This window comes from Erythrobacter sp. Dej080120_24, from assembly GCF_036322605.1.
In the GTDB taxonomy this organism is placed as follows: domain Bacteria; phylum Pseudomonadota; class Alphaproteobacteria; order Sphingomonadales; family Sphingomonadaceae; genus Erythrobacter; species Erythrobacter aurantius.
The window spans coordinates 319,444-341,500 of sequence record NZ_AP027262.1 but is presented as its reverse complement, the minus strand read 5'-3'; the positions used below and the strand labels follow the sequence as shown (position 1 = coordinate 341,500).

Below are 22,057 nucleotides of genomic sequence, written 5' to 3'. Positions count from 1 at the left end.
GCTGCGTCCTCGGGAATTAGTCGCGGGTGCGGGGGGAGTTGGAACGGATTGCGTTCGATCCGCGGGCTTCTTTGAGAACATCGGGGGCGGCCTCCAGAAACGGGCGCGGATTGACCGCGCGGCCATTGATACGAACTTCGAAATGCAGGTGCGGACCTGTAGACCGTCCGGTGCTGCCAAGACCACCCAAGGTCTCGCCCGCATCGATGGACTGCCCCACTGCCACGTCGATCCGCGACAAGTGCGCGTAACGGGTCATCATGCCGTTGGGGTGGCTGATCTCCACGCACTTGCCGTAACCGGATTTCCACCCGGCGAAAGAAACTTGACCCATCGCGGCAGCGTAGATCGGCGAACCGAGAGGGCCTTTGAAATCGATCCCGCTGTGCATTGCCGCACGGCGGGTGAAGGGATCGCGGCGGTAGCCGAAAGCCGAAGTGATGCGCTGGTCTGCCGCCGGGGCGATCTGCGGGACACCATCTAGCGCCAGTTCCAGAGCGGACATGCGCGCAAGGCTCAGGCCCAGCCGTTCGAAGCGGGGATCAAGCGAACCGTCGGCGGATGTTGCAAGAATCTCGAGCGGACCACCCATGGCTGCCCGCACATCGTCCCGGGTTGCGCGCTCCATCGCTTGCGGATCGAGGTTGAGCATCCGCAAAGCGCGCTCTGCGCGAGCTGCGCGCCAGTCGGCATAGCGGGTCATGCTCTCGACGAAGGCGAGCTGGCGTGCTTCGACTTCGGCAAGACCACGCGCCTGCGGGAAGTAGGCGCCGACTTTTTCGACCGTCTCTGCCGCTTCCTCGCGGGAATCGGTCACATTGGTATCAACCGCCTGAATATCTTCGGGAAGCATCTCGACCAGCGCGTCCAGCGTTTCCTGCCGCGCCTTCAGGTCTTCAACCACTGAGTCGATGTTGTCACCATAGGCCTTGAGCCGCTCTTGCGTGCTGGCCACCCGGGCTTTTTCCGCTTGGAAAGAAGCGATGTTGGATTCAGCGACGTAGTTGTTCCACGCCATGACCCCCATTGAGCCAGCCCAGCCCAGAGCGAGAACGGCAGCGGCCGCAGCAGCGCCCATCTGCATCCGTGAAGAGATCTTGATGAAGCGAACCTGACCCTGGGACCGCATGAAAAACTCGCGGTCGGGAAACCACTCGCGCAGCCTCTCAACCCAAGGACGTGACGTTGAATTTTCTGACAAGACGGCCCCGGCTTCTTTTCTTGCTTTGCGGCCCGGGGCCTAACAAGAGCTGTTAGAAGAATCGAATCCCGCCAAAGCGCTAAAGGGCGAACCGAGAATTTATCACGGTGAGTCGTTCAGTTGCGAGCAAGACTCCTCCAGAATCCCGTTCTTGTCGTTTCCGTACAATCAGACCGAGCGGTAAGCGCGCGCCGAATCGGCTGGAAAAGCCGAGTCCCGCAATGCTCTCCTGACAGCGTCGGGAGCGGCTGCTATCCCGGCTCGGATGAATCGATCAGGCACAAAGCGCACCGGACTTCTGGGGGGCAGTTTCAATCCGGCGCATGGAGGGCATCGCCGTATCACCCTGTTTGCGATGGAAGCTTTGGGACTCGACGAGGTATGGTGGCTGGTATCGCCCGGAAACCCGTTAAAGCCAAAGGCCGGGATGGCCCCGTTGGCAGCGAGAATGAAATCGGCGCAATCGCTGGCTCGCCGCGCCCCCATTGTGCCGACCGCGATCGAGCAGCAGCTCGGCACGCGCTTTACAATAGACACCTTGCGCGCGCTCAAGCGGCGCTATCCCCGGCGCGAGTTCGTTTGGTTGATGGGGTCGGATAATCTCGCGCAGTTTCACAGGTGGAAGGACTGGCGCGATATCGCCCGCACCATGCCGATTGCAGTGATCGCGCGACCCGGTTATGATGCGCAGGCCATGACGAGCCCCGCCATGGCCTGGCTCAGACGCTATCGGGTGTCTGTCGCCGGTTTCAGGAAACGGGGGCAATGGAGCGCACCGGCACTGGTGTTCATGCGTTTCGATCCGGACTCAAGATCGGCCACGGCTATCCGCCGTGCCAATGCCGATTGGGCCGGGCTTTATCGTGAAACGCCGGTGCGTGATCGGCTGACTTTTCGCCATATCCAGCAATGGCCGGACACAGGTGAGACCGAATGAGGCTTTTGGGGCCCTTTCACTCACTTCTTGCCATTCGGCGTGCCGACGCCCATTTCAACCCTACAATCTGGAGAATAATGCTAGCCTATGACACAGGCACACACTGCTTCGGCAGTTCCGCCACGGGCTGTTCCCGCCATGCCGACTGATACCCAACTCGATAGCCTGCACGATCTGGTCATGCGCCAGCTCGACGATGATCAGGCGCAGGAAATCGTCTCGATCCCGCTTGAGGGCAAGAGCTCGGTGGCCGATTACATGGTAATCGCCAGCGGCCGTTCGACCCGTCAGGTCGCCGCGATCGCGCAAAAGCTTGCCGAAAAGGTCAAGCAGGCCGGTTTCGGTCCCGTCCGGGTCGAAGGCCTTCCGGCTGCCGACTGGGTGCTGATCGATGCCGGCGATGTCGTCGTGCACCTGTTCCGTCCGGAAGTCCGCAGCTTCTACAACCTCGAACGCATGTGGTCGTTCGAAGGCAACGAAGCGGCCGCAGGCCGGGCGTAATTCGCTTTGTCGCAGCGCAGCAGCGCTGCGATGTCTTCGCTCACGCGGCCTTATGGTCGCATCGCTGCGGGTGGCCGGTCGGCCTTGCGGCCCGCAAGCGGGCCGTCTGACTCAAGGCTACGGATAAGACCGTCATTCTGCTTCACGTCATCGCTCGCGGTAAGATTGCCCGCTCGCCCGAAGCGGAGCTGGTCGCGCGTTATGAAAAGCGCATGACCTGGCCTGTTCGTCTGACCGAACTGCCCGAAACCGGAGGACGGATCCCCGATCCCGTCACTCCCTTCAAGACCGTTTTGCTGGATGAGCGGGGCAAGGCGCTCGCTTCGGAGAAACTTGCAGAGACTCTCGGGCGCTGGCGCGACGATGGCATCCGAGAAACCCGTTTTGTGATCGGCGCGGCGGACGGCCATTCCGAGCAGGAGCGGGCCGAAGCCGATCTGCTTCTGGCGTTCGGCCCGGCAACCTGGCCGCACCTGCTGGCACGGGCCATGCTGATGGAACAGCTGTATCGCGCCACAAGCATTCTTGCAGGCCATCCCTATCATCGGGCAGGATAGCGTCACCATGCGTCACGCCGCCCCCATTTGTGTCTCGATCGGAATTGCCGGAGCCTTGATTGTCGCCGTGCCTCAAGGCTGGGCCCAACGCGAAGTCGCTCTCCTTGAACCGGCCGAAGCGCAGGCCGAACTGGAGCGGGCGACACGCGAAAGCCAGCAAGCCGAAGCCCGCGCAGCGCGCCTCGCCAGCGAAGCTTCCGAAGCGGAAGAGGAGGCGGAAAAGACTGCGCGCGAGGCGGCATCCGTTGCCGCGCAGATTCAGGCATCGGAAGCCGATATCGCCGCCGCTCTCGCACGCTATTCGCTTGCCCAATCCGCCAGCGCGGCGCTGTCTGCGCGCCTGGCGGAACGCCAGCAGCCGCTCGTCCGCCTGACCGGGGCCTTGCAAACGACCGCACGCCGTCCGCTCGCGCTTTCGGCTTTGCAGCCCGGTTCGCTCAAAGACGTCGTCTATGTCCGTGCCGTGCTCGAATCCGCGGTGCCGGAAATCCGCCAGCGCACCGCCGCCTTGCGCTCGGAGCTCGAGCAACGCCGCAATCTCGAACGCCGCGCCGAACGCGCGCTCGCCAACCTGCGCGCCAGCGAGGAACAGTTGCAGGTCCGCCGGGCTGAACTGGCAAAGCTCGAAACCCGCCAGCGCCTCGCATCTCGTGAGGCCCGTGGTGTTGCCGCACGCGAGGCGGAACGGGCGCTAGCCCTCGCTGAAGAGGCTCGCGATCTCGACGGGCTGATCGACAAGATCGACGAAGCCGCAACGCTTCGCCGCGAACTGGCGGCCTTGTCCGGCCCGATCCTGCGCCCTGCCGATATCTCCGCCGGGCCGGTTTCAGCGTCTGACCGATCAGCGATGGCGACCCCCAGCCCCAGTCCGTCCAGCACGCGGCTTTCCGGGTTCCAGCTTCCGGTTCAGGGCCGGACTGTGACAGGCTTCGGTGAATTGCGCGAAAGCGGGATGCGTTCGACCAGCCTCGAACTCGGTCCGGCGCGTGGTGCCCAAGTGGTTGCGCCCGCGACCGGGCGGATCGCCTTTGCCGGGCCGTATCGAGGCTTCGGGCGAATCGTCATCATCGAACACGAAGGCGGCTGGACAAGTCTTGTCACCGGGCTTGACCGGATCGAGGCCGAAGTGGGCGATGCAGTGATCGCAGGCGCACCGCTCGGCGTGGCGGGCAGCGATGCGCCGCTCGTCACGATTGAACTGCGCCGGAATGGCGAACCGGTTAACCCGCTCAATTTCCTTGGTTAACCCGGCCATGGGGTCTTCGGCTTAATGCGATGATGAGATCGCCGAATACTAAGACTATCGCGCTTAACTGCCCCGCACCGGGACGTTGAATTCCGCTCAATTGCTCTCATCTGGCGTTAAGCTGCACGAACCTATACAAAGTGTGCGAAAGGAGCCTCTGCCGCCTTATGAAAATTGCCGCCTTGCTTCGCAGCGCCGCGCTGGTCACCGCCGTCGCGTTGATCCCGGCCACCACCGCCACCATGGCTCAGGTCGATGGCCGTGCCGGGCCTGAACTGGCCAAGGTGTTCGCGGTCTACCAGCGCATTCAGGCCAACTATGTAGAGCCTGTCGATGACGAAGTGCTTGTGCGCGGCATGATCGACGGGATGCTGGCGGCGCTTGATCCGCATTCAGGGTATCTCGACGGCAGCGATCTTGAGCGGCTCAACACCATGATCGACGGCAATTATTCGGGCCTGGGCCTTTCGGTCATCCTCGAAGATGGCGCGGTGAAGGTGATTTCCCCGTTCAAGGGCAGCCCTGCCGATCAGGTGGGTATCAAGGCGGGTGACTTCATCACGCACCTCGATGGCGATCTGATCGTCGGTGGCGAATTGGACGATGCCGTTGCCCGGATGCGCGGCAAAGCCGGTACTTCGATCAAGCTGACGATCTTCCGCCCCGGTCGCGACGAACCGATCGAAGTCGATGTCACGCGCGGCGTGATCGAACTGGAGCCGGTCACTTACAAGCTTGAAGCAGGCAACATCGGCGTCATTTCGGTCAATGAATTCTCCGCCGATGTCGGTGCGGATGTGTACCGCGCATGGGAGGACCTCAAGAGCGAGGCGACCGGTCGCATGAGCGGGCTGGTGCTCGATCTGCGCTCCAACCCTGGCGGATCGCTGGACGAGGCGGTCGCGCTGTCGGATCTGTTCCTGAAGACTGGGCGGATCGTTTCGCAACGTGGCCGCGCCCGCGGTGAAACGCTGCTGTACGATGCCGAAACCGTATTCCGCGGCGATATGGCCGAAGGTGTCCCGGTGATCGTGCTGATCGATGCAGGTTCCGCCTCGGCTTCGGAAATCGTTGCGGGCGCGTTGCAGGATCATCGCCGCGCGCTGATCATGGGGCAGCGCAGCTTCGGCAAGGGCTCGGTGCAATCGCTGTTGCCGCTTGGCCCCGATGCCGCGCTCAAGCTGACGACGGCGCGGTATTACACGCCTTCCGGCAAATCGGTCCAGGAAGGCGGGATCACCCCCGATATCCGCGTGCCGCAGCTGTCCGATCCCGATTTCGCCCTGCGCGAGAAGTTCCAGACGCGCGAATCCGATCTGCGGGGCCATCTGATCAACGAACTCGGCATCGCCGACGAGGAGATGGAATCCGACAGGATCGACGATCCGCGCTTCAAGCTGACTTCGGAACAGCTTGAGGAGCAGGGCATCGAGGATTTCCAGCTGCACTACGCGCTCGAAACCCTGCGTCGCACCACGGCCAGCTCGGTTGCGTTGAACACACGCCGTTGATCGATTGATCGCACTGGCCATTCGGCGCCGCGCTGCTTAAGTGGGCAGCATGACTGGTTTGCAGCAATCCCGCCTGCTCGCGCTCGCCGTTTCGGGCGGGCTTCTGGGCGGCGCCTATGTGTCGCAATATGGCTTTGGCCTGTTTCCCTGCGAAATGTGCTGGTGGCAGCGCTATCCCCATTTCGCCGCACTTGCGTTCGCGCTGGTGTCGTTCCTTGCAACACCGCAGCGGGTCTGGGTCGCGCTGGCGGGCCTCGCGATAGTTACCTCCGGCCTGATCGGCGGCTTCCACGCGGGCGTCGAATATGGCTGGTGGGAAGGCATCACCGGATGCAGCACCATGCCCAGCGGCACCGATGTGATGGATATCTCCGCCGCCCCGCTGGTGCGGTGCGATGTCGCGCCGTGGACACTCTTCGGCATCTCCCTTGCCGGGTTCAACTTCCTGATATCGTGCGTCGGTGGGGCAGCCGTGGTGGCTTTGGCTGCGTATAGGAAGTAAGTAGACACGAGATTCAGGAGCCCACTATGGACCGCCAAGAACTTCACCGCATGATCCGGGTCGACCAGGCCGGGGAATTCGGCGCGACCCGCATTTACGAAGGGCAGTTGGCGGTCATGGGTGATCGCGGCCCGCACTCGGCGGAAATCCGCCACATGGCCGAACAGGAAGAGGGCCACCGCGCCCGCTTCGACGAAATGCTGGCAAAGCGCGGGGTCCGCCCGACGGCGCTGCACCCGTTCTGGTCTGCCGCCGGCTATGCGCTGGGCGCAGGCACCGCACTGCTTGGGCCGGAAGCTGCAATGGCCTGCACCGCCGCTGTCGAGGAAGAGATCGACAAGCATTATACCGAACAGCTTGAGCGCCTCGCCGAAACCGGTGCCGATCCCGAACTTGCCACCATGATCGAGGAATTCCGCGAGGACGAGCGCCAGCACCGCGACGCTGCCTTGGCAAACGGAGCGGAGAACGCGCCTGCCTATCCGCTGCTGTCCGGCGCGATCAGGCTCGGCTGCCGGATCGCGATCAAGGTGAGTGAGCGGATTTAGCCAATCTGCACCCTTCAGTAGCGGTTCAGCGGCTGCTATGTAGCGGTCAGAACATCTTGAGCGCCGATCGCGCTCGCTTGAGAGGAACCCCAATGGCCATTCTGTCGCGCCTTGCCTTCGTCGCCCCCTTCGCCGCCATCGTTTGCGCCTCACCTGCTTTCGCGCAGGAACCGGAACAGGCGCCGACCGGAGAGCGGGTGAATATGGTCATCGCATACAGCGAGGATGAATGCCCCACCGCCAGCCAGCCGGGCGAAATCGTCGTTTGTGAAATCCTGGTCGAGGCGGAGCGGTATCGCATTCCTTCGAATCTGCGGCAGAGCGACTCGCCTGAGAACGAGTCCTGGACGAGCCGCGTCGAAAAGATCCGCTACATCGGTGACTTCGGCACGATGTCGTGCAGCCCCGCCGGTGCCGGCGGGATTACGGGCTGCACGCAGCAGATGATCAACGCCGCTTACGCCGACCGTGCCGAGGGTGAAAACGTGCGCTTCAGCCAGCTGATCGAGGAAGCGCGGCAGGAACGTCTTTCGACGATCGACGCCGATGCCGCCGCTGAACAGGAACGGGTCGAGCAGATCGAGCGTGAATATCTCCAGCGCCTCGAACGCGAACGCGATCAGCCGCTTCCGGGGGAAGATGAATTGCCCGCTCCCGCAGCCGAAGAAGAGCCTGGCAAGTGACTGGCGGAGCGCGATAATAATAACCGCTCCATTAACCGTTCCCTGACCGATCTCTGCTAAGGCCCAATCTCGTCATTCATAGCCGCCGCACAGGCCCGATTGGTCGTGCGGCAACGAGATTGAGAACGCGTGACCAGACCGATAAAGGCCTTGCTGATATTCGGCACCCGTCCCGAAGCCATCAAGATGGCTCCGGTGGTGCGGGCGCTTGCGGCTGATCCGCGATTCGATGCACGCGTCTGCGTCACCGCGCAGCACCGCGAAATGCTCGACCAGGTGCTCGATCTGTTCGGAATTGTCCCGGATCACGATCTGGACCTTATGAAACCGGGACAGGGCCTGCATGAAATCACCGCCGGGGTGTTGCTCGGACTGAAACCTGTCCTCGATGTAGAAGCCCCCGATATCGTGCTGGTGCATGGCGATACCACCACGACCCTCGCGGCTTCGTTGGCGGCCTATTACGCTCGCGTGCCCGTGGGTCACGTCGAAGCGGGTTTGCGCACCGGTAACATCTATTCACCCTGGCCCGAAGAGATCAATCGCAAGGTCGCCGGCGCAATCACGCGGCTTCATTTCACCCCAACTCAAGGGTCGCGCGCCAATCTGCTGGCAGAAAACGTGCCCGCCGATCACATTGTTGTGACAGGCAACACGGTCATCGACGCGCTGCTCGAAGTGGTGGAGCGCCTGAGCCAGGATCCCGCGCAATCGGCCGCGCTCGATGCGCGCCTGGGTATCGATCGGAGCAAACGGCTGATCCTTGTCACCGGCCATCGCCGCGAAAGCTTTGGCGGCGGGTTTGAGCGCATTTGCGACGCCATCGCCTGGCTTGCCGACCGGGGCGACACGCAGGTGATCTATCCGGTGCATCTCAATCCCAATGTCAAAGGGCCGGTTGAGGCGCGGCTAGCCGCCCATCCTGCCGTGCATCTGATCGAGCCGCAGGATTACTTGCCCTTTGTCCATCTGATGCAGGCCGCTGATATCATTCTGACCGATTCTGGCGGTGTGCAGGAAGAAGCACCTTCGCTGGGCAAGCCGGTGCTGGTCATGCGCGACACCACCGAACGGCCTGAAGCGGTCGCTGCCGGAACCGTCCGGCTGGTGGGTACCGATAGCGACCTGATCGTGCGCGCGGCGAGGGCCTTGCTCGATGATCGGAGCGCCTATGAAGCCATGGCACTTGCTCACAACCCCTATGGCGACGGCCTAGCCTCTACCCGGATCCGCGACGCCATCGTCCAGCACTTCGAACACTCACAGCCGGTGAACCCATGAGAAAACCCATAAGCAAAGTCTCCGTCATCGGCCTTGGTTATATCGGCCTGCCGACCGCAGCGATGTTCGCATCGCGCAAGGTCGAGGTTGTCGGTGTCGATGTGAACCCGAAAACGGTCGATACGATCAATCGCGGTGACATCCATATCATCGAGCCTGACCTCGACATGGTCGTCAGCGCTGCGGTGAACCGGGGTTTCCTGCGCGCGACCATGGTTCCCGAACCCGCTGACGCATTCCTGATCGCCGTTCCTACCCCCTTCAAGGGCGACAATCACGAACCCGATCTTTCCTATATCGAGGCAGCCTGCAAGGCGATCGCCCCGGTGCTCGAGCCGGGCAATATCGTGATCCTCGAATCCACTTCGCCCGTTGGCGCGACCGAGGCGATGGCGCGTTGGCTTGCCGCCCATCGCAGCGACCTGACTTTCCCGCAGCAGGCGGGTGAGCAGTCCGACATCCGGATCGCACATTGTCCGGAACGTGTGTTGCCCGGCAAGGTCATGCAGGAACTGATCACAAATGATCGGGTGATTGGCGGGATGACTCAGCGCTGCTCGCTGACGGCAGCTGCGCTGTACAAGCTGTTCGTCACCGGAGATTGCGTCATCGCCTCGGGCCCGCGCGCCGCCGAGATGGCCAAGCTTACCGAAAACAGCTTCCGCGACGTCAATATCGCCTTTGCCAATGAGCTGTCCTTGATCTGCGACGAGCTGGAAATCGATGTGTGGGAGCTGATCATGCTCGCCAACCGGCACCCGCGCGTGAACATCCTGCAGCCGGGGCCGGGTGTCGGCGGGCATTGTATCGCGGTGGACCCGTGGTTCATCGTTTCGTCCGCGCCCGATGCTTCGCCGCTGATCCAGACTGCACGCCGGGTCAATTCAGGCAAGCCGGAATGGGTGCTGGATCAGGTCAAGGCGGCGCTGGGCAATCACCTTGCCAATCACCCGGCGAAAACCGCCGCGGAGGTGCGGATCGCGGTCTACGGCCTCGCCTTCAAACCTGACATTGACGATTTGCGCGAAAGCCCGGCGCTGGAAATCGCCGAAGAAATTCTCGCGTGGCACAGCGGGCCGATCTTGGTGGTCGAACCCAATGTCAATACGCTGCCCGCATCGCTCGAAGGCGCGGCGCTGGTGCAGCCAGCCGAGGCGGCACGGGCGGACATCCATGTGATGCTGGTCGATCACCAGGGCTTCAAAGGGAGCGCGCGGCCAGAGGGCGAAATCGTCGACACACGCGGCGTGTGGGCAGAGGCGCCGCGGCTTTACAGCTTCGTCGAACGCCGGATGGTGGCCTAGACCGCGTAATAATCGCGATACCACGCGACGAATTCGCGGATGCCGTCACGCACTCCGGTTTGCGGGGCGTACCCGGTCAATTCGCCCAGCAGTGTCGCATCGGCCCAGGTCGCAGGCACATCGCCCTTTTGCATCGGCATGAAATTCTTCACCGCCTCGCGTCCGCATTCCGCCTCGATTGCCTCGACGAAATCCATCAGCCGCACCTTGTCGCTGTTGCCGATATTGACCACCCGCCAGGGGGCAGCAGGGGACAGCGAATCCCACTCGGGAATATCGTCTGCGCTTTCCGGGCGACCCGGCGCCTTGTCGATCAGCAGGCGGATGCCGCGCACCAGATCGGTGACATAGGTGAAGTCGCGGAACATCTCGCCATTGTTGTAAATGTCGATCGGCGTGCCTTCGAGGATGCCACGCGTGAACTTGAACAGCGCCATGTCCGGGCGACCCCACGGGCCATAGACCGTGAAGAACCGGAACATGGTGGTCGGCAGGTTCCACAGATGGGCGTAGGAATGCGCCATAGCCTCGTTCGCCTTCTTCGTCGCGGCGTAGAGCGTCAGCGGGGTGTCGCATTTCTGACGCTCGTCGAACGGCATTTCCTCATTCGCGCCATAGACCGAACTGGTCGATGCCATGAGAAGGTGATCGACGCCCAATTCGCGCGCGCATTCCATGACGTTGAAAGTGCCGACAAGGTTCGCATCAACATAGGCGCGCGGGTTTTCGAGGCTGTAGCGGACCCCTGCCTGCGCAGCGAGGTGGACGATGATGTCCGGCTTTTCCTCCATCGCCAGCGAATGCAGCGCATCAAAGTCCTCAAGCATAGCGGTGACGCAGCGGAAATTCGGGTTCTGGAGCAGCATTTGATGCCGCCGCTCTTTCAACCGGACATCGTAGTAGTCGGTCATCCCGTCAAAGCCGGCGACGCGAAAGCCCTCGTTCAGCAGGAGGCGTGCGAGGTGAAACCCGATGAACCCGGCCGAACCGGTGATGAGGACTTTGCGCATTGCCACCCCTTGGCTTGGTCTCGTTCTCGCCAGTTTGCCTCAGATTTGGAGGCAGTAACCCCGGCTCTGTGCAAATGGAAAAGTTAAGTCTGCGCCGCCGTTGGAATTCTGTTAGCGGGAGCCGATTAAGAAATTACGGTAGATCAATCGTCAAGAAAGCGCGATATCGGGTGCATCTTCCTGTTTCATGCCGACGAGGTGATAGCCCGCATCGACGTGGTGCACCTCTCCGGTGACGCCGGATGACAGGTCGGAAAGGAAATAGAGGCCCGATCCACCGACATCCTCGATCGTGATATTGCGCCGCAGCGGCGAGTTCAGCTCGTTCCATTTGAGGATATAGCGGAAGTCGCCGATCCCGCTTGCGGCGAGTGTTTTGACCGGTCCGGCGCTGATCGCGTTGACCCGGATCCCCTTGGGCCCCAGGTCATTGGCGAGATAGCGCACACTCGTCTCCAGTGCCGCCTTGGCCACGCCCATCACATTGTAATGCGGCACAACTTTTTCCGCGCCGTAATAGGTCAGCGTCAGGATGCTGCCCCCACTTTCGGGCATCATTTCCGCTGCGCGCTTTGTCACCGCGACCAGCGAGTAGGCGGAGATGTTCATCGTCATCAGGAAATTGTCGAGGCTAGTGTCGACATATTTGCCGCGCAATTCGCTCTTGTCCGAAAAGCCGATCGCATGGACCACGAAATCGAGTGTGTCCCACCGCTGCTTCAGCGTCGCGAAGGCCGCGTCCAATGACTCCATATCGGATACATCACATTCGAAAGTGAAGTCGCTGCCCAGCTGCTGCGCCAGCGGCTTGACGCGTTTGGCCAGAGCCTCGCCCTGATAGGAAAAGGCCAGCTCCGCCCCGTGTTCGGCAAGCTGTTTCGCAATGCCCCACGCCAGCGACTTGTCATTGGCAAGTCCCATGATCAGTCCACGCTTGCCCTTCATCAGCTGGGTCATGCCAAGTGTCTCCTCAACTATCCTGTGTCTGCGCGCCGGCCCCGCCCACCTCGGGCTCGGCCAGCGCCGCGTTCAATTCCGCCCCGATAACGAGGCCAAGCCCGACGAGCCAGAAAAAGAACAGCGCGATGATGATGCCCGCCATGCTGCCATAGGTCAGGCTGTAGGTGAAAAAGCTCCGCAGGATCGGCGGCAGCGCCGTGGTAACGCCAACCCACCATGCGGCGGTGAACAGCGCGCCGGGCCATTTCGGATAGACCTTTGCCCGGTATTGCTGCGGGGTCAGCGTGAAGAACAAGAGGTAGAGCGACAGCGCCAGGCCGATCGCCGGTACAATCCGCGAAAGCCGCAATTCGTCGAGCACCTCGGACAATTGCGGGATCGTGGCGATAATAACCTGCTGCGCCGCGCCAATCGCGACCTGCGCGAACAGCGACACCATCAACAGCACCACCGATCCGAGGATGAAAGCCGCAGACAGCAGGCGGTTTTTCCAGAAGGCGCGGATCGCGCGGGTGCCATAGGCCCGCCGCAATATATCGCGGATGGTTTCGACGAGGCTCGATACCGTCCACAGCGCGACGCCCGCGCCGAGCCACAGCAGCCATCCGTCGCGGGCGTAGATGATCTCTTCCGCCACCGGGCCGATCGCGCTGCTGACGGTTGGCGGCATCGCCATCAGCACCGTTTCCACCAGTTCGCGCGCGCGATCACGCCCGCCGACCAGTTCGAACAGCGCGGCGCCGATGATGAAGAAAGGGAAGATCGCCAGCATCGAGAGATAGGCGAGGTTGCCAGCATGGATGAAACCGTCCTGCCATGTGCCCACCACCGTGCGCCGGACGACTTCGAACGGGCGCGTGCCGGGGCCTATCCGGCTGGCCAAGCCCGCGAGGCCGCCCAAGGCGGGCGGTGCAGCGGTATGACTGGCGGTGAAATGCACCGGCTGCGACATGGCGCGCAGCCGCCGCGCTTCGGGTGAAAGCGAACGGATTTCCAGCTCGTGAAGGTGCCATTCCGGGTGGCGGGGCGGGTGGCTTTCGGTTCCCAAGGCGCCGCCCGACCTACAGCCCGAATTTCGCCCGCGGGCTGGCCGGGTCCTTCCAGTCGCCGAGCCGTTCCTTCAGTGCTTCGATATCTTCGGGCATCTGGATTTCGAGCGTCACCAGCTGATCCCCGCGCAGCGGCCTGCCCTCGGCATCCTTGCCCGATTTCTTGGTCCAGCCCTTGCCCGAAAGCCTCATCACCGTGCCGCCGTTGATCCCCGGTTTCAGCGTCAGCATCACCGGGCCATCCACCGTCGGGCATTTCACCTTGCCGCCGTTCACCGCTTCATCGAGCGTGATCGGCAAGTCCATGCGGATATTGTCGCCATCGCGGCGGAAGAACGGGTGCGGACCGACTTCGATCATCACGATCCCGTCGCCATTGCCGCCGGGGCCGGTGTGGCCCTTGTCCTTCAGCCGCATCTGCGTGCCGTCTTCGACGCCGCCGGGCAGCTTAAGGTTGATCGCCTTGCCATCGGCCAGCGTGATGCGTTGGTCCCTGCCGGTCGCCGCGTCGACGAAAGGCACGGCCAGCCGATACTGGATATCCGCACCGCGCCGTGGCGGTGGTGGCGGAGGCCGTGTGCCAAAGCCGCGCCGGGGCGCTTCCTGTTGGCGCGCGCGGCCTCCGAACAACCCTTCGAACAGGTCGCCCAGATCGACGTCGTCGGCGCCGAAGCCCTGGAATTCGGAATCGCGAAAGCCGCCGCCCGGACGTGCGCCCGCCCCGCCGAAACCCCGGCCAAAGCCGCGAGCGCCGCCGCCCATGCCGCCTCCGCCCATTCCGGCAAAGGGGTTCATCGGATTGCCTTCGCCGTCGATTTCGCCGCGATCGAACTGGGCACGCTTGTCCTTGTCCGACAACAGATCATACGCCTTGGTCGCGTCCGAGAATTTCTCGGCGGCCTTGGGGTTGTCCTTGTTGCGATCGGGGTGAAGCTCCTTGGCGAGCTTGCGATAGGCGCTCTTGATCTCCTTTTCGGAGGCCGTGCGCGCAACGCCAAGGGTGCGATATGGATCGTTCATCTTGTGTGTTAGCTAGGTGAGACGGTGCCCGGGTGCAAGCGCGGGTTGTGGGGAGAGTGCGTTTCCGACTGCAGTTCTTAGTAGTCGGTGAGGCCTATTATGCCTTCACTCCGGCTACGTTTGCGAAGTCCGAGTAGGAAACCAAAAGTGTAGAGAATGCCACAAGCTCCGCAAAGGATTGCAAACGACGCGATGCGAATGGCCCAAATTGTTTCCTTGCCCTGCACCCAATCCATCGCTGGACCAAGCGCCAGCACGATTCCGGCCATCAAGATAGGGAATTCAAGGAGTCGATAAGAAAAAAAGAACCGGCTCTTCATGCCTGCGCGGACAGCGGACACGGCACCCCAGATGCAACCGGCGAAAATTCCAAAGAGCAACAGGTAAGCAAGACCGTCATTCATCCGCTTAGATTAACCTGAAGCAACTGTTGTTGAAAGGCATTTTGCCAAGACAAATGCGGCCTTCCTATATTGCTATACGCACGTGGCCTTGATCGGGTGAGACGGTGCCCGGGTGCAAGCGTGGGTTGCGAATAGATCACGAGACACCGCTTTCCTACCCGGTTTCGCCTGCCCTAAACACGCGCTTATGTCTGCATCGAAATCCGAACTCCTGATTCACATGCCGTCCAGTGCCGGCCCCTGCCAATCGTCGCGCCCCGGAGATCAGAGGTCACGGTTTTCGCTCAAAGGGTTACACTCGGGCGGCAAAAGTGACACTTAAGCCAAAGAGGGTGACACTTCGTATTTTTTATCATCAGGACCGTGTTCCACATGTTCCACCCTGTAGGACTTCAAAGCCAGGAAAGCCCGGAAATGAGCCAATCTGACCCCCTTAACCCGGCCCAATTGGGTGACACCATGATCCCGAGCGGTGCAGACCCCTATGCCCTGTTCGATTCTTGGTTCGCCGATGCGCAGGCGAGCGAGCCGAACGATCCCAACGCCATGGCGCTGGCGACGGCAACCCCGGATGGTGCGCCGTCGGTGCGGATGGTGCTGCTCAAAGGACACGGCCCGGCAGAAAGCGGGGACGGCGGCTTCACCTTCTTCACCAATGCTGACAGCCGCAAGGGTGGCGAAATCCGCGCCAACATGCAGGCCGCGCTGCTGTTCCACTGGAAGAGCCTGCGCCGCCAGATCCGGATCGAAGGGCCGCTGGAGGAAGTGAGCCCCGAACGAGCCGATGCCTACTTCCACTCGCGCCCGTACAAGAGCCAGGTCGGCAGCGCGGCCAGCGACCAGTCGCGTGCCTTGCCTGTACGCCAGACCTATCTCGACAGGGTGGAGGCAATCTGGGCCGAACACGAAGCGGAAGGCCGGGTGCCGCGTCCGTCGCATTGGACGGGCTTCACCCTGCGACCCGCCGCGATCGAGTTCTGGATGGACCGCGACAACCGCCTGCACGATCGCCGCCGCTTCACTCGCACGGCAGATGGGTGGTCGGACACACTGCTCTACCCCTGAGGAAACCCATGACACAGACGATCCCCTATTGGCATGTGGATGCCTTCAGCTCCGCGACCTTCGGCGGCAATCAGGCTGCGGTGATGGTGCTGGACGAATGGCTGCCCGATGATGTGCTGCAGGCGATCGGGGCGGAGAACCTGTTCGCCGAAACCGCCTTCATCGTGAAGGACGCAAGGGGCGAGGCGGATTGGGAACTGCGCTGGTTCACTCCGACGGACGAGGTCGCGCTGTGCGGCCACGCGACGCTGGCGAGCGGGCATGTGGTGCTGTCCGATCCTGCCCGCTTCGGAGCGAGCGATCGCGTCACCTTCCGGACCCGCAAGGCGGGGGTGCTGGAAGTGGTGCGGATGGATCAGGGGTATGAGCTGGCATTGCCGGTGACGCTGGTGGAGCCGAGCTCGCAGCCCGAACTGCTCGCTGCCATCGGCTTTCGCGGGGAGGCGTATCTGTCATGGCGCGGAGCCGAGCAGACCGCGATCATCCTGATGGAGAGCGAGGACGAGATCAGGGCGCTCAAACCCGACATGGAAGCGCTGCGCCAGATCGATCTGATGGCGATCTGCACCGCGCCGGGGGCGAACCATGACATCGTCAGCCGCGTCTTCGTGCCGGCATGGGGCGTAGACGAAGACAGCGTGACCGGATCGGCCCATGCCGCGCTGGCACCGTTCTGGGCGGAGCGATTGGGCCGCGATACCATGACGGCGCATCAGGCCAGCACACGCGGCGGCGACCTTGCGCTGCGGCTCGAAGGCAGTGGCAAGGATGCCCGCGCCTGGCTTGGCGGGCCGTGCGTGACTGTGGTGGAAGGGGTGTTCTACCTTACCGGGTAAAGCGCCAGGACATCAGCGGCCTGTTGCAGCATCGGCGGGCGTTCCTCACTGTCCGAATGGCCGAGCCGGACGAGCGTAACGCGCTGCTGAGGCGAGACGATCACATACTGGCCCATGTGCCCGATCAGCGCGAACATGCTCGCGGGCGCGCGTTCAGGGAACAGCGGATGGCCGCCTTCGAGTTCGGGCTCGGGCCGGTTGAGCCAGATCTGGTAGCCATAGTGCTGCGACACGGGGCTGGGTTTCAGCATTGCCTCGACCCAGCGCGTGGGCACCAGTTGCTCGCCATCGGGGGCCTGCCCGCCGCGGCGCAGGAACTCGCCGAACCGGGCATAATCGCCTGCCGTCGCATGCATCAGGCTGCCGCCGATCAGCGTGCCCGATGCGTCGAACTCAGGCACGATGGAGGTCATGCCGAGCGGTGCGAACAGCCGTTGTTTGAGGTAATCGGCCACGGCTTTGCGCCGGGCATCGGGATTGTCGCTGTCGGTGAGTGCGCGCGCGGCGATATCGGCGAGGATCACGGTGGTATTGGACGAGTATTCGAACCGTTCCCCCGGCTCGGCTTCGAGCGGCTGCTCCTTTGCCCATTTCGCCATGTCGTCGCGCCCGTCGAGGAACAGCATCCGCACTTCCGAGGATTCGTAGGGCGGATCGCCTGCCTCGGTGTGGCGCAGGCCCGAGCGCATCTGTAGAAGGTGGCGCAAGGTGATGTCTGCGCGCGGATCGCCCTGCCGTTGCCAGAGCGGCACCGGAGCCGGCTCGTCCACGCTGAGCAATCCATCAGCCACCAGCATCCCGATCAGAACGGCAGTGACAGTCTTCGCCATCGACCAACTGACGAAGCGGGTGTCCGCGTCATAGCCGGGCGCATACCGTTCGGCAGCGACCTTGCCATCGGCCAGAACCAGCACGGCGCGCGTTTCGCCAAGCCCTTCCATGGTGAAAAGCTCGTCAACCTGTCGCGCCAACTGATCCTTGGGCGCCCCCGCATCCTCCGTCACTGCATCCAGCGCATCCTGTGTCAGCGGCGGAAGGGCGGGGTCAGGGGCGGAGCCGCAGGAGACAAGGCTTGGCAGGAGTGCCGCGGCGGCGATAAGGGACAGCGGGCGATACGTCATCGCGCACTCATTTCTACAAGGGTTCCAACAAAGCAATGGCAAAAATGGGGTCGAATTCGCACAGCGGGCGGAGCGTCGCGGGAAGGGCTTCGTTCTGGATTATCGGCCTAGCGCTGGTTGGGATCGCCATTGCTGTCTGGTCCAATCGCACCGCCATCGGCGGCTATGCCGATGTGGGTACATCCTATGCAGCGCGGGTCGCCTGCTCATGCCGCTTTGTTGCCGGCCGCACTCTGGAAGATTGCCGCAAGGACAAACTGGCCGGGATGGAGCTGGTATCGCTGAGCGATGATCCGGAAGGCAAAAGCGTCACCGCCAGTTTCCCGCTGGTGACGTCCAACACCGCGACTCTGCGCGATGGCTATGGCTGCGTGCTGGAGCCCTGGGAGGGTTAAGCCGCGACGGGCGACGTCGAATCGATCCACCCGCCGCCAACCACGCGCTCACCCGCATAGATCACTGCGGCCTGACCCGGTGCCACGCCGAATTCGGGGTTTTCGAAGCGGATCGTGGTGGCCGCCCCATCGCCCAGCGGCCCGTCGAGTGTGATTGGAACGGGCTTGGCCAGGCTGCGGACCTTGGCAGTGAGTTGCACGCCTTCGGGCAGTTCCCCGATCCGGTTGGTTTCGATCAGCGCCGCGCTTTCGACGCCGAGCATCCGTTTTGGCCCGACCCGCACCTCGCGGTTCGCAGCATCCAGACCGATCACATAGAGCGGTTCGGGCTGGCCGCCGATTTCCAGCCCTTTGCGCTGGCCGACGGTGAAATGGATTATGCCCTTGTGCTCGCCCAGCTTTTCGCCAGTCGCGGCATGGACGATTGCGCCGGGCGCTCCGCCTTCTGGGCGCAGCTTGGTGACGATCTTGGCGTAATTGCCGTCAGGGACGAAGCAGATGTCCTGGCTGTCGGGCTTGGCTGCATTGCGCAGACCTGCCTTTTCGGCGAGCTCGCGCACCTGGGTCTTGGGTAGGCCGCCCAGCGGGAAGCGGATGTAGTCGAGCTGTTCCTGCGTCGTCGCGTAAAGGAAGTACGACTGGTCCCGCGCCGGATCGAGCGCGCGGTGAAGATGCGGGCCGTCTGCCGCCATGACGCGCTGGACATAATGCCCGGTGGCAAGACAATCGGCACCAAGTTCGCGCGCCATGCGGAACAGGTCGGTGAATTTCGGCCCCATGTTGCAGCGTATGCAGGGCACAGGGGTGCGCCCGGCGAGATATTCGTCGGCGAACTGCTCGACCACATCCTCGCGGAATGCGCTTTCGTGATCGAAGACATAATGGGCGATGCCAAGCCGGTCTGACACGGCGCGCGCATCGGCAATATCGTCTCCGGCGCAGCATGCCCCCTTGCGCCCCGTTGCAGCCCCGTAGTCGTAAAGCTGCAAGGTAATCCCGATCACCTCTGCGCCGGTATCGGCCGCGAGTGCGGCAACCACTGACGAATCGACGCCGCCGCTCATGGCAACAACAATCCGGCAGTCCTTGGCCGACCGCGGAAGGTCGAACAGCGCAGCGGTGTCCAGCCCGAATGTCGAGGGCTGCGTCAAGGTGGAGGGGGAGGTCATGATCGCCGCGCCATATAATGCGTAGGATGCGATTGCGCCATAGGCGCCACCCAAACCTTTCCGGACGGTAAAGCTCGCCACACCCATTGCTCGGTATTGCGCAGCTTTACCACATTTTGACGTTCTTCGATCTAAAAGGTCCTTCATGATCGAAATGACCAATCCTCTTGGGCACCTGCAAGCAGCGCGAGTCGGATCCGACTCCGACCAGCGCGGCACGCTTCGCACCCTTGAGTGGCGGGAGTTAACCGCCCGGCTCAATGCCGCACGCGATTTCCGCCAGGTGCTCCTGAGCGAAGCCGCTTGCGGCACGCGCGCCGCCAGCAACAGCCTTGCGGATGCAGCGGTGCGTTACTTTCGAGCGAAGGACGATGAAAAACCGATCGTTAACCCTGTTGCTTTAAGCGAGAGCAAAGGCTCGCCTGTCATAGTCGACGGCATTGAAGGAGCAGATCAAGAAACTGCTCGGGAAAGAGGTCGCGTGACACATGGTGCTGCGAGAGAATATTGATGATTGAGAACCAGGATATCCGCCCGGCACAGGTGATCGGCCCGCTCGGTGAGCCGCTGACCATCGATGATTTGCCGTCACCCAACACCAAGCGTTGGGTCGTTCGCCGCAAGGCGGAGGTGGTTGCGGCTGTCAACGGCGGACTGCTGTCCATCGACGAGGTGCTGGAACGCTACAGCCTGACGCTGGAGGAATTCGCATCATGGCAGCGCGCGGTCGACCGTTCGGGCATGCAGGGCCTGCGCGTCACTCGCATCCAGCATTACCGCGACCTCTACGAACGCCAGCTGAAGTACTGATTTCGCACGCTGCGAACGCAGCTCGAATTGGCTGACAAACCTGCCAAGGTTCTCTTGCAGGCACAACTAGGTTAACTCTCATTCCATCTCGCAGCGGGATTCGCGCAATCCTTGCGCGACTGCGGGTATGGGAAGGGGAGATACCATGCTTGGTTTCATCTGGTTCATCATCATGGGCGGTATCATCGGCTGGGTTGCCAGCCTCGTGATGAATCGCGATGCACAGATGGGTTATTTCTGGAATGTCGTAGTCGGCATTGTCGGATCGTTCATCGGCAATTCGGTGTTCTCGTTCGTTCTTGGTAGCGGCGAGATCGGTGCCTGGCCACCTGACATCATGGGGATCATTTCCGCTCTGATCGGTGCCATCGTGCTGCTGGGCGTGCTGAATCTCATCCAGCGCGGCAACGTTCGAGGATAAGACTGACCGGGAGCTTCGGGGGAAGGGATTCCCCCGGCGAAAAGGGCGGCGTGGCCAAAGGGCTGTGCTGCCCTTGCCTTTTCGAGCGCCTGTTGAAGAACCTGTTCTAGTGCCGGAACGATCCGAAAGGCCATTCGTCTAGGCTCAAAGTCATCAGTCGAACCACGCGTTGCCCGGCTCGCGCACCATATCTATGAGGGATTGCGAAGGGTGACTTATATCTATAATACACTCGGCCGGGCGCAAACGGGCCCGGACAGGTGGGCGGCACAGCCTCCCCAACAGGGTTTGAGACAATGAATTACGCGACGACCATCACGGCAGAAACGCAGGACGACATCCCGACGGATGTCGATGCCATGCGCGATCCCACACAATCGTCACCCGTCGTGAAAAGGCTGCTGATTGCACTTGGCGGACTCCTCGTCCTGCTGGGCGCGATTGCCGCCTACTTCGCGTTCGCGGGTGGAGAGCCGGTGGCACCGGGCGATGACAAGACGCAGGCGCCGGTCGTGACGGTCATTTCGCCGGGCAAGACGACCATTGATGGCATGGTGGAGGCGCCTGGCACACTGGCCGCCCGCCGACCGATGCCCGTGGGTGTTGTTGGTGAGGGTGGACAGGTCCTCTCGGTGCGGGTGGATGCAGGCGACTGGGTGCAGCAGGGCGAAGTGCTCGCCGTGATTGATCGTTCGGTGCAAACCCAGCAGGCGGCCGCACAGGCAGCCCAGATCGAGGTGGCGCGAGCCGACGCGCAGCTGGCTCAGGCCAATCTTGATCGCTCGTTGCAGCTGGTTGACCGGGGATTCGTGTCCAAGGCCGATGTTGATCGCCTGACGGCGACGCGCGATGCCGCCGTCGCGCGGGTCAAGGTGGCTGAGGCGCAACTGGCCGAATTGCGCGCCCGCAACGCGCGGCTCAATATCGTTGCCCCTGCTTCAGGCTATGTGCTGGAGCGCAATGTCGAGCCGGGCCAAACAGTCGGTGGCGGAACGCCCGCGCTGTTCGTGATTGCGCGCGGCGGCGAAATGGAAATGCTCGCCCAGGTCAGCGAAGCACAGCTTGCGGGCCTTTCTACCGGTGTGATGGCCACGATAACCCCCGCCGGATCGGAAAAATCCTTTGAAGGCCAGGTCTGGCAATTGTCGCCCACGATCGATGCGGCAACGCGCCAGGGAACGGCCCGTATTGCGCTGTCTTATGCGCCTGAACTTCGTCCCGGCGGCTTCGCGACCGCGCGGATCAACAGCGGCAGCCTTCAGGCGACCGTCCTTCCGGAAAGCGCGGTGCTGGCGGATGACAAGGGCAGTTACGTCTATGTCGTGGGGGCCGAGAACAAGACCGAGCGTCGCTCGGTCACAACCGGGATGGCGACGGCAGAGGGCATTGCCATAACAGACGGCCTCAGCGGGAATGAGATGGTGGTGCTGCGCGCGGGCGGTTTCCTAAATGCCGGCGAGACAGTGAGCCCTCAGAAGCAGGAGCGTTGATCCATCCGATCAGGTGCGAATTGCGTAGCTGATACC

The 22,057-nt window shown here is 62.5% G+C and carries 25 protein-coding genes; 17 read left to right on the top strand and 8 right to left on the bottom strand.

What is annotated here, in order from left to right; all coding sequences use genetic code 11:
• Window positions 1-16 precede the first annotated feature (16 nt).
• The gene (locus AABA34_RS01710) at window positions 17-1,129 is read right to left on the bottom strand and encodes a M23 family metallopeptidase (protein WP_338303609.1); all 1,113 of its coding nucleotides are present in this window, start codon (window positions 1,127-1,129) and stop codon (window positions 17-19) included.
• A gap of 337 nt (window positions 1,130-1,466) precedes the next feature.
• On the opposite strand from AABA34_RS01710, the gene AABA34_RS01705 reads away from it, so the two are divergent.
• From AABA34_RS01705 to wecC, 10 genes are all read left to right on the top strand, one after another.
• Window positions 1,467-2,138 (top strand): nicotinate-nucleotide adenylyltransferase, encoded by a 672-nt coding sequence (locus AABA34_RS01705; protein WP_338303608.1) that lies wholly within the window; start codon window positions 1,467-1,469, stop codon window positions 2,136-2,138.
• An 87-nt stretch (window positions 2,139-2,225) separates the two neighbouring features.
• A complete protein-coding gene (gene rsfS, locus AABA34_RS01700) occupies window positions 2,226-2,639 on the top strand; it encodes a ribosome silencing factor (protein ID WP_034956578.1) in 414 nt (137 codons plus the stop codon).
• A 134-nt stretch (window positions 2,640-2,773) separates the two neighbouring features.
• The gene (locus AABA34_RS01695; protein WP_338304773.1) at window positions 2,774-3,196 is read left to right on the top strand and encodes a 23S rRNA (pseudouridine(1915)-N(3))-methyltransferase RlmH; all 423 of its coding nucleotides are present in this window, start codon (window positions 2,774-2,776) and stop codon (window positions 3,194-3,196) included.
• Between the two features lie 7 nt (window positions 3,197-3,203).
• A complete protein-coding gene (locus tag AABA34_RS01690; protein WP_338303607.1) occupies window positions 3,204-4,442 on the top strand; it encodes a murein hydrolase activator EnvC family protein in 1,239 nt (412 codons plus the stop codon).
• A gap of 167 nt (window positions 4,443-4,609) precedes the next feature.
• Complete coding sequence (locus tag AABA34_RS01685) at window positions 4,610-5,953, top strand: S41 family peptidase (RefSeq protein WP_338303606.1); 1,344 nt, start codon at window positions 4,610-4,612, stop codon at window positions 5,951-5,953.
• Window positions 5,954-6,002: 49 nt separating this feature from the next.
• The gene (locus AABA34_RS01680; protein WP_338303605.1) at window positions 6,003-6,455 is read left to right on the top strand and encodes a disulfide bond formation protein B; all 453 of its coding nucleotides are present in this window, start codon (window positions 6,003-6,005) and stop codon (window positions 6,453-6,455) included.
• A gap of 26 nt (window positions 6,456-6,481) precedes the next feature.
• The gene (locus tag AABA34_RS01675; protein ID WP_034956586.1) at window positions 6,482-7,003 is read left to right on the top strand and encodes a demethoxyubiquinone hydroxylase family protein; all 522 of its coding nucleotides are present in this window, start codon (window positions 6,482-6,484) and stop codon (window positions 7,001-7,003) included.
• Between the two features lie 92 nt (window positions 7,004-7,095).
• A complete protein-coding gene (locus AABA34_RS01670) occupies window positions 7,096-7,686 on the top strand; it encodes a hypothetical protein (protein WP_338303604.1) in 591 nt (196 codons plus the stop codon).
• Between the two features lie 129 nt (window positions 7,687-7,815).
• Window positions 7,816-8,967: a non-hydrolyzing UDP-N-acetylglucosamine 2-epimerase gene (gene wecB / locus AABA34_RS01665; protein ID WP_338303603.1), complete on the top strand. Its 1,152-nt coding sequence runs from the start codon at window positions 7,816-7,818 to the stop codon at window positions 8,965-8,967.
• Window positions 8,964-10,271: a UDP-N-acetyl-D-mannosamine dehydrogenase gene (gene wecC, locus AABA34_RS01660; RefSeq protein WP_338303602.1), complete on the top strand. Its 1,308-nt coding sequence runs from the start codon at window positions 8,964-8,966 to the stop codon at window positions 10,269-10,271. The genes wecB and wecC overlap by 4 nt, the downstream gene beginning before the upstream one ends.
• Here wecC and AABA34_RS01655 read toward each other — a convergent pair.
• The 5 genes from AABA34_RS01655 to AABA34_RS01635 all read right to left on the bottom strand — a co-directional run bounded on the left by AABA34_RS01655 (window position 10,268) and on the right by AABA34_RS01635 (window position 14,714).
• On the bottom strand, window positions 10,268-11,281 hold the full coding sequence (locus tag AABA34_RS01655) for an NAD-dependent epimerase/dehydratase family protein (RefSeq protein ID WP_338303601.1): 1,014 nt from the start codon (window positions 11,279-11,281) through the stop codon (window positions 10,268-10,270). The two genes, wecC and AABA34_RS01655, sit on opposite strands and share 4 nt — an antisense overlap.
• A 150-nt stretch (window positions 11,282-11,431) precedes the next feature.
• On the bottom strand, window positions 11,432-12,238 hold the full coding sequence (gene fabI, locus AABA34_RS01650) for an enoyl-ACP reductase FabI (protein WP_338303600.1): 807 nt from the start codon (window positions 12,236-12,238) through the stop codon (window positions 11,432-11,434).
• A gap of 13 nt (window positions 12,239-12,251) precedes the next feature.
• Window positions 12,252-13,289 (bottom strand): YihY/virulence factor BrkB family protein, encoded by a 1,038-nt coding sequence (locus tag AABA34_RS01645; RefSeq protein WP_338303599.1) that lies wholly within the window; start codon window positions 13,287-13,289, stop codon window positions 12,252-12,254.
• A gap of 13 nt (window positions 13,290-13,302) precedes the next feature.
• The gene (locus AABA34_RS01640) at window positions 13,303-14,310 is read right to left on the bottom strand and encodes a DnaJ C-terminal domain-containing protein (protein WP_338303598.1); all 1,008 of its coding nucleotides are present in this window, start codon (window positions 14,308-14,310) and stop codon (window positions 13,303-13,305) included.
• 77 nt (window positions 14,311-14,387) lie between these two features.
• Entirely contained in the window at window positions 14,388-14,714 is a 327-nt protein-coding gene (locus AABA34_RS01635; protein ID WP_338303597.1) for a hypothetical protein, read from the bottom strand.
• A 414-nt stretch (window positions 14,715-15,128) separates the two neighbouring features.
• Between AABA34_RS01635 and pdxH the strand changes: the two genes are divergently transcribed.
• Together pdxH and AABA34_RS01625 are read left to right on the top strand one after the other, a co-directional pair.
• Window positions 15,129-15,779 carry a pyridoxamine 5'-phosphate oxidase gene (gene pdxH / locus AABA34_RS01630; RefSeq protein WP_338303596.1) on the top strand — a complete coding sequence of 217 codons (651 nt, stop codon included), beginning with the start codon at window positions 15,129-15,131 and terminating at the stop codon, window positions 15,777-15,779.
• Between the two features lie 8 nt (window positions 15,780-15,787).
• Window positions 15,788-16,615, top strand: coding sequence for a PhzF family phenazine biosynthesis protein (locus tag AABA34_RS01625; RefSeq protein ID WP_338303595.1), 828 nt, complete (start codon window positions 15,788-15,790; stop codon window positions 16,613-16,615).
• Here AABA34_RS01625 and AABA34_RS01620 read toward each other — a convergent pair.
• The gene (locus AABA34_RS01620; RefSeq protein ID WP_338303594.1) at window positions 16,600-17,736 is read right to left on the bottom strand and encodes a serine hydrolase domain-containing protein; all 1,137 of its coding nucleotides are present in this window, start codon (window positions 17,734-17,736) and stop codon (window positions 16,600-16,602) included. The genes AABA34_RS01625 and AABA34_RS01620 overlap by 16 nt on opposite strands.
• 44 nt (window positions 17,737-17,780) lie before the next feature.
• Here AABA34_RS01620 and AABA34_RS01615 point away from each other — a divergent pair, with 44 nt between their 5' ends.
• A complete protein-coding gene (locus AABA34_RS01615) occupies window positions 17,781-18,131 on the top strand; it encodes a hypothetical protein (RefSeq protein ID WP_338303593.1) in 351 nt (116 codons plus the stop codon).
• On the opposite strand, the gene mnmA is transcribed toward AABA34_RS01615, so the two are convergent.
• On the bottom strand, window positions 18,128-19,300 hold the full coding sequence (gene mnmA / locus AABA34_RS01610) for a tRNA 2-thiouridine(34) synthase MnmA (RefSeq protein WP_338303592.1): 1,173 nt from the start codon (window positions 19,298-19,300) through the stop codon (window positions 18,128-18,130). The genes AABA34_RS01615 and mnmA overlap by 4 nt on opposite strands.
• A 145-nt stretch (window positions 19,301-19,445) precedes the next feature.
• Between mnmA and AABA34_RS01605 the strand changes: the two genes are divergently transcribed.
• The 4 genes from AABA34_RS01605 to AABA34_RS01590 all read left to right on the top strand — a co-directional run bounded on the left by AABA34_RS01605 (window position 19,446) and on the right by AABA34_RS01590 (window position 22,021).
• Window positions 19,446-19,811 carry a hypothetical protein gene (locus tag AABA34_RS01605; RefSeq protein ID WP_338303591.1) on the top strand — a complete coding sequence of 122 codons (366 nt, stop codon included), beginning with the start codon at window positions 19,446-19,448 and terminating at the stop codon, window positions 19,809-19,811.
• Window positions 19,811-20,110, top strand: a complete 300-nt coding sequence (gene sciP / locus AABA34_RS01600; RefSeq protein ID WP_034956606.1) for a CtrA inhibitor SciP — start codon at window positions 19,811-19,813, stop codon at window positions 20,108-20,110. Before AABA34_RS01605 ends, sciP begins: the two co-directional genes overlap by 1 nt.
• Window positions 20,111-20,255: 145 nt before the next feature.
• Window positions 20,256-20,531: a GlsB/YeaQ/YmgE family stress response membrane protein gene (locus tag AABA34_RS01595; RefSeq protein ID WP_034956608.1), complete on the top strand. Its 276-nt coding sequence runs from the start codon at window positions 20,256-20,258 to the stop codon at window positions 20,529-20,531.
• Between the two features lie 296 nt (window positions 20,532-20,827).
• The gene (locus tag AABA34_RS01590; RefSeq protein WP_338303590.1) at window positions 20,828-22,021 is read left to right on the top strand and encodes an efflux RND transporter periplasmic adaptor subunit; all 1,194 of its coding nucleotides are present in this window, start codon (window positions 20,828-20,830) and stop codon (window positions 22,019-22,021) included.
• The last annotated feature ends 36 nt before the right edge of the window (window positions 22,022-22,057 follow it).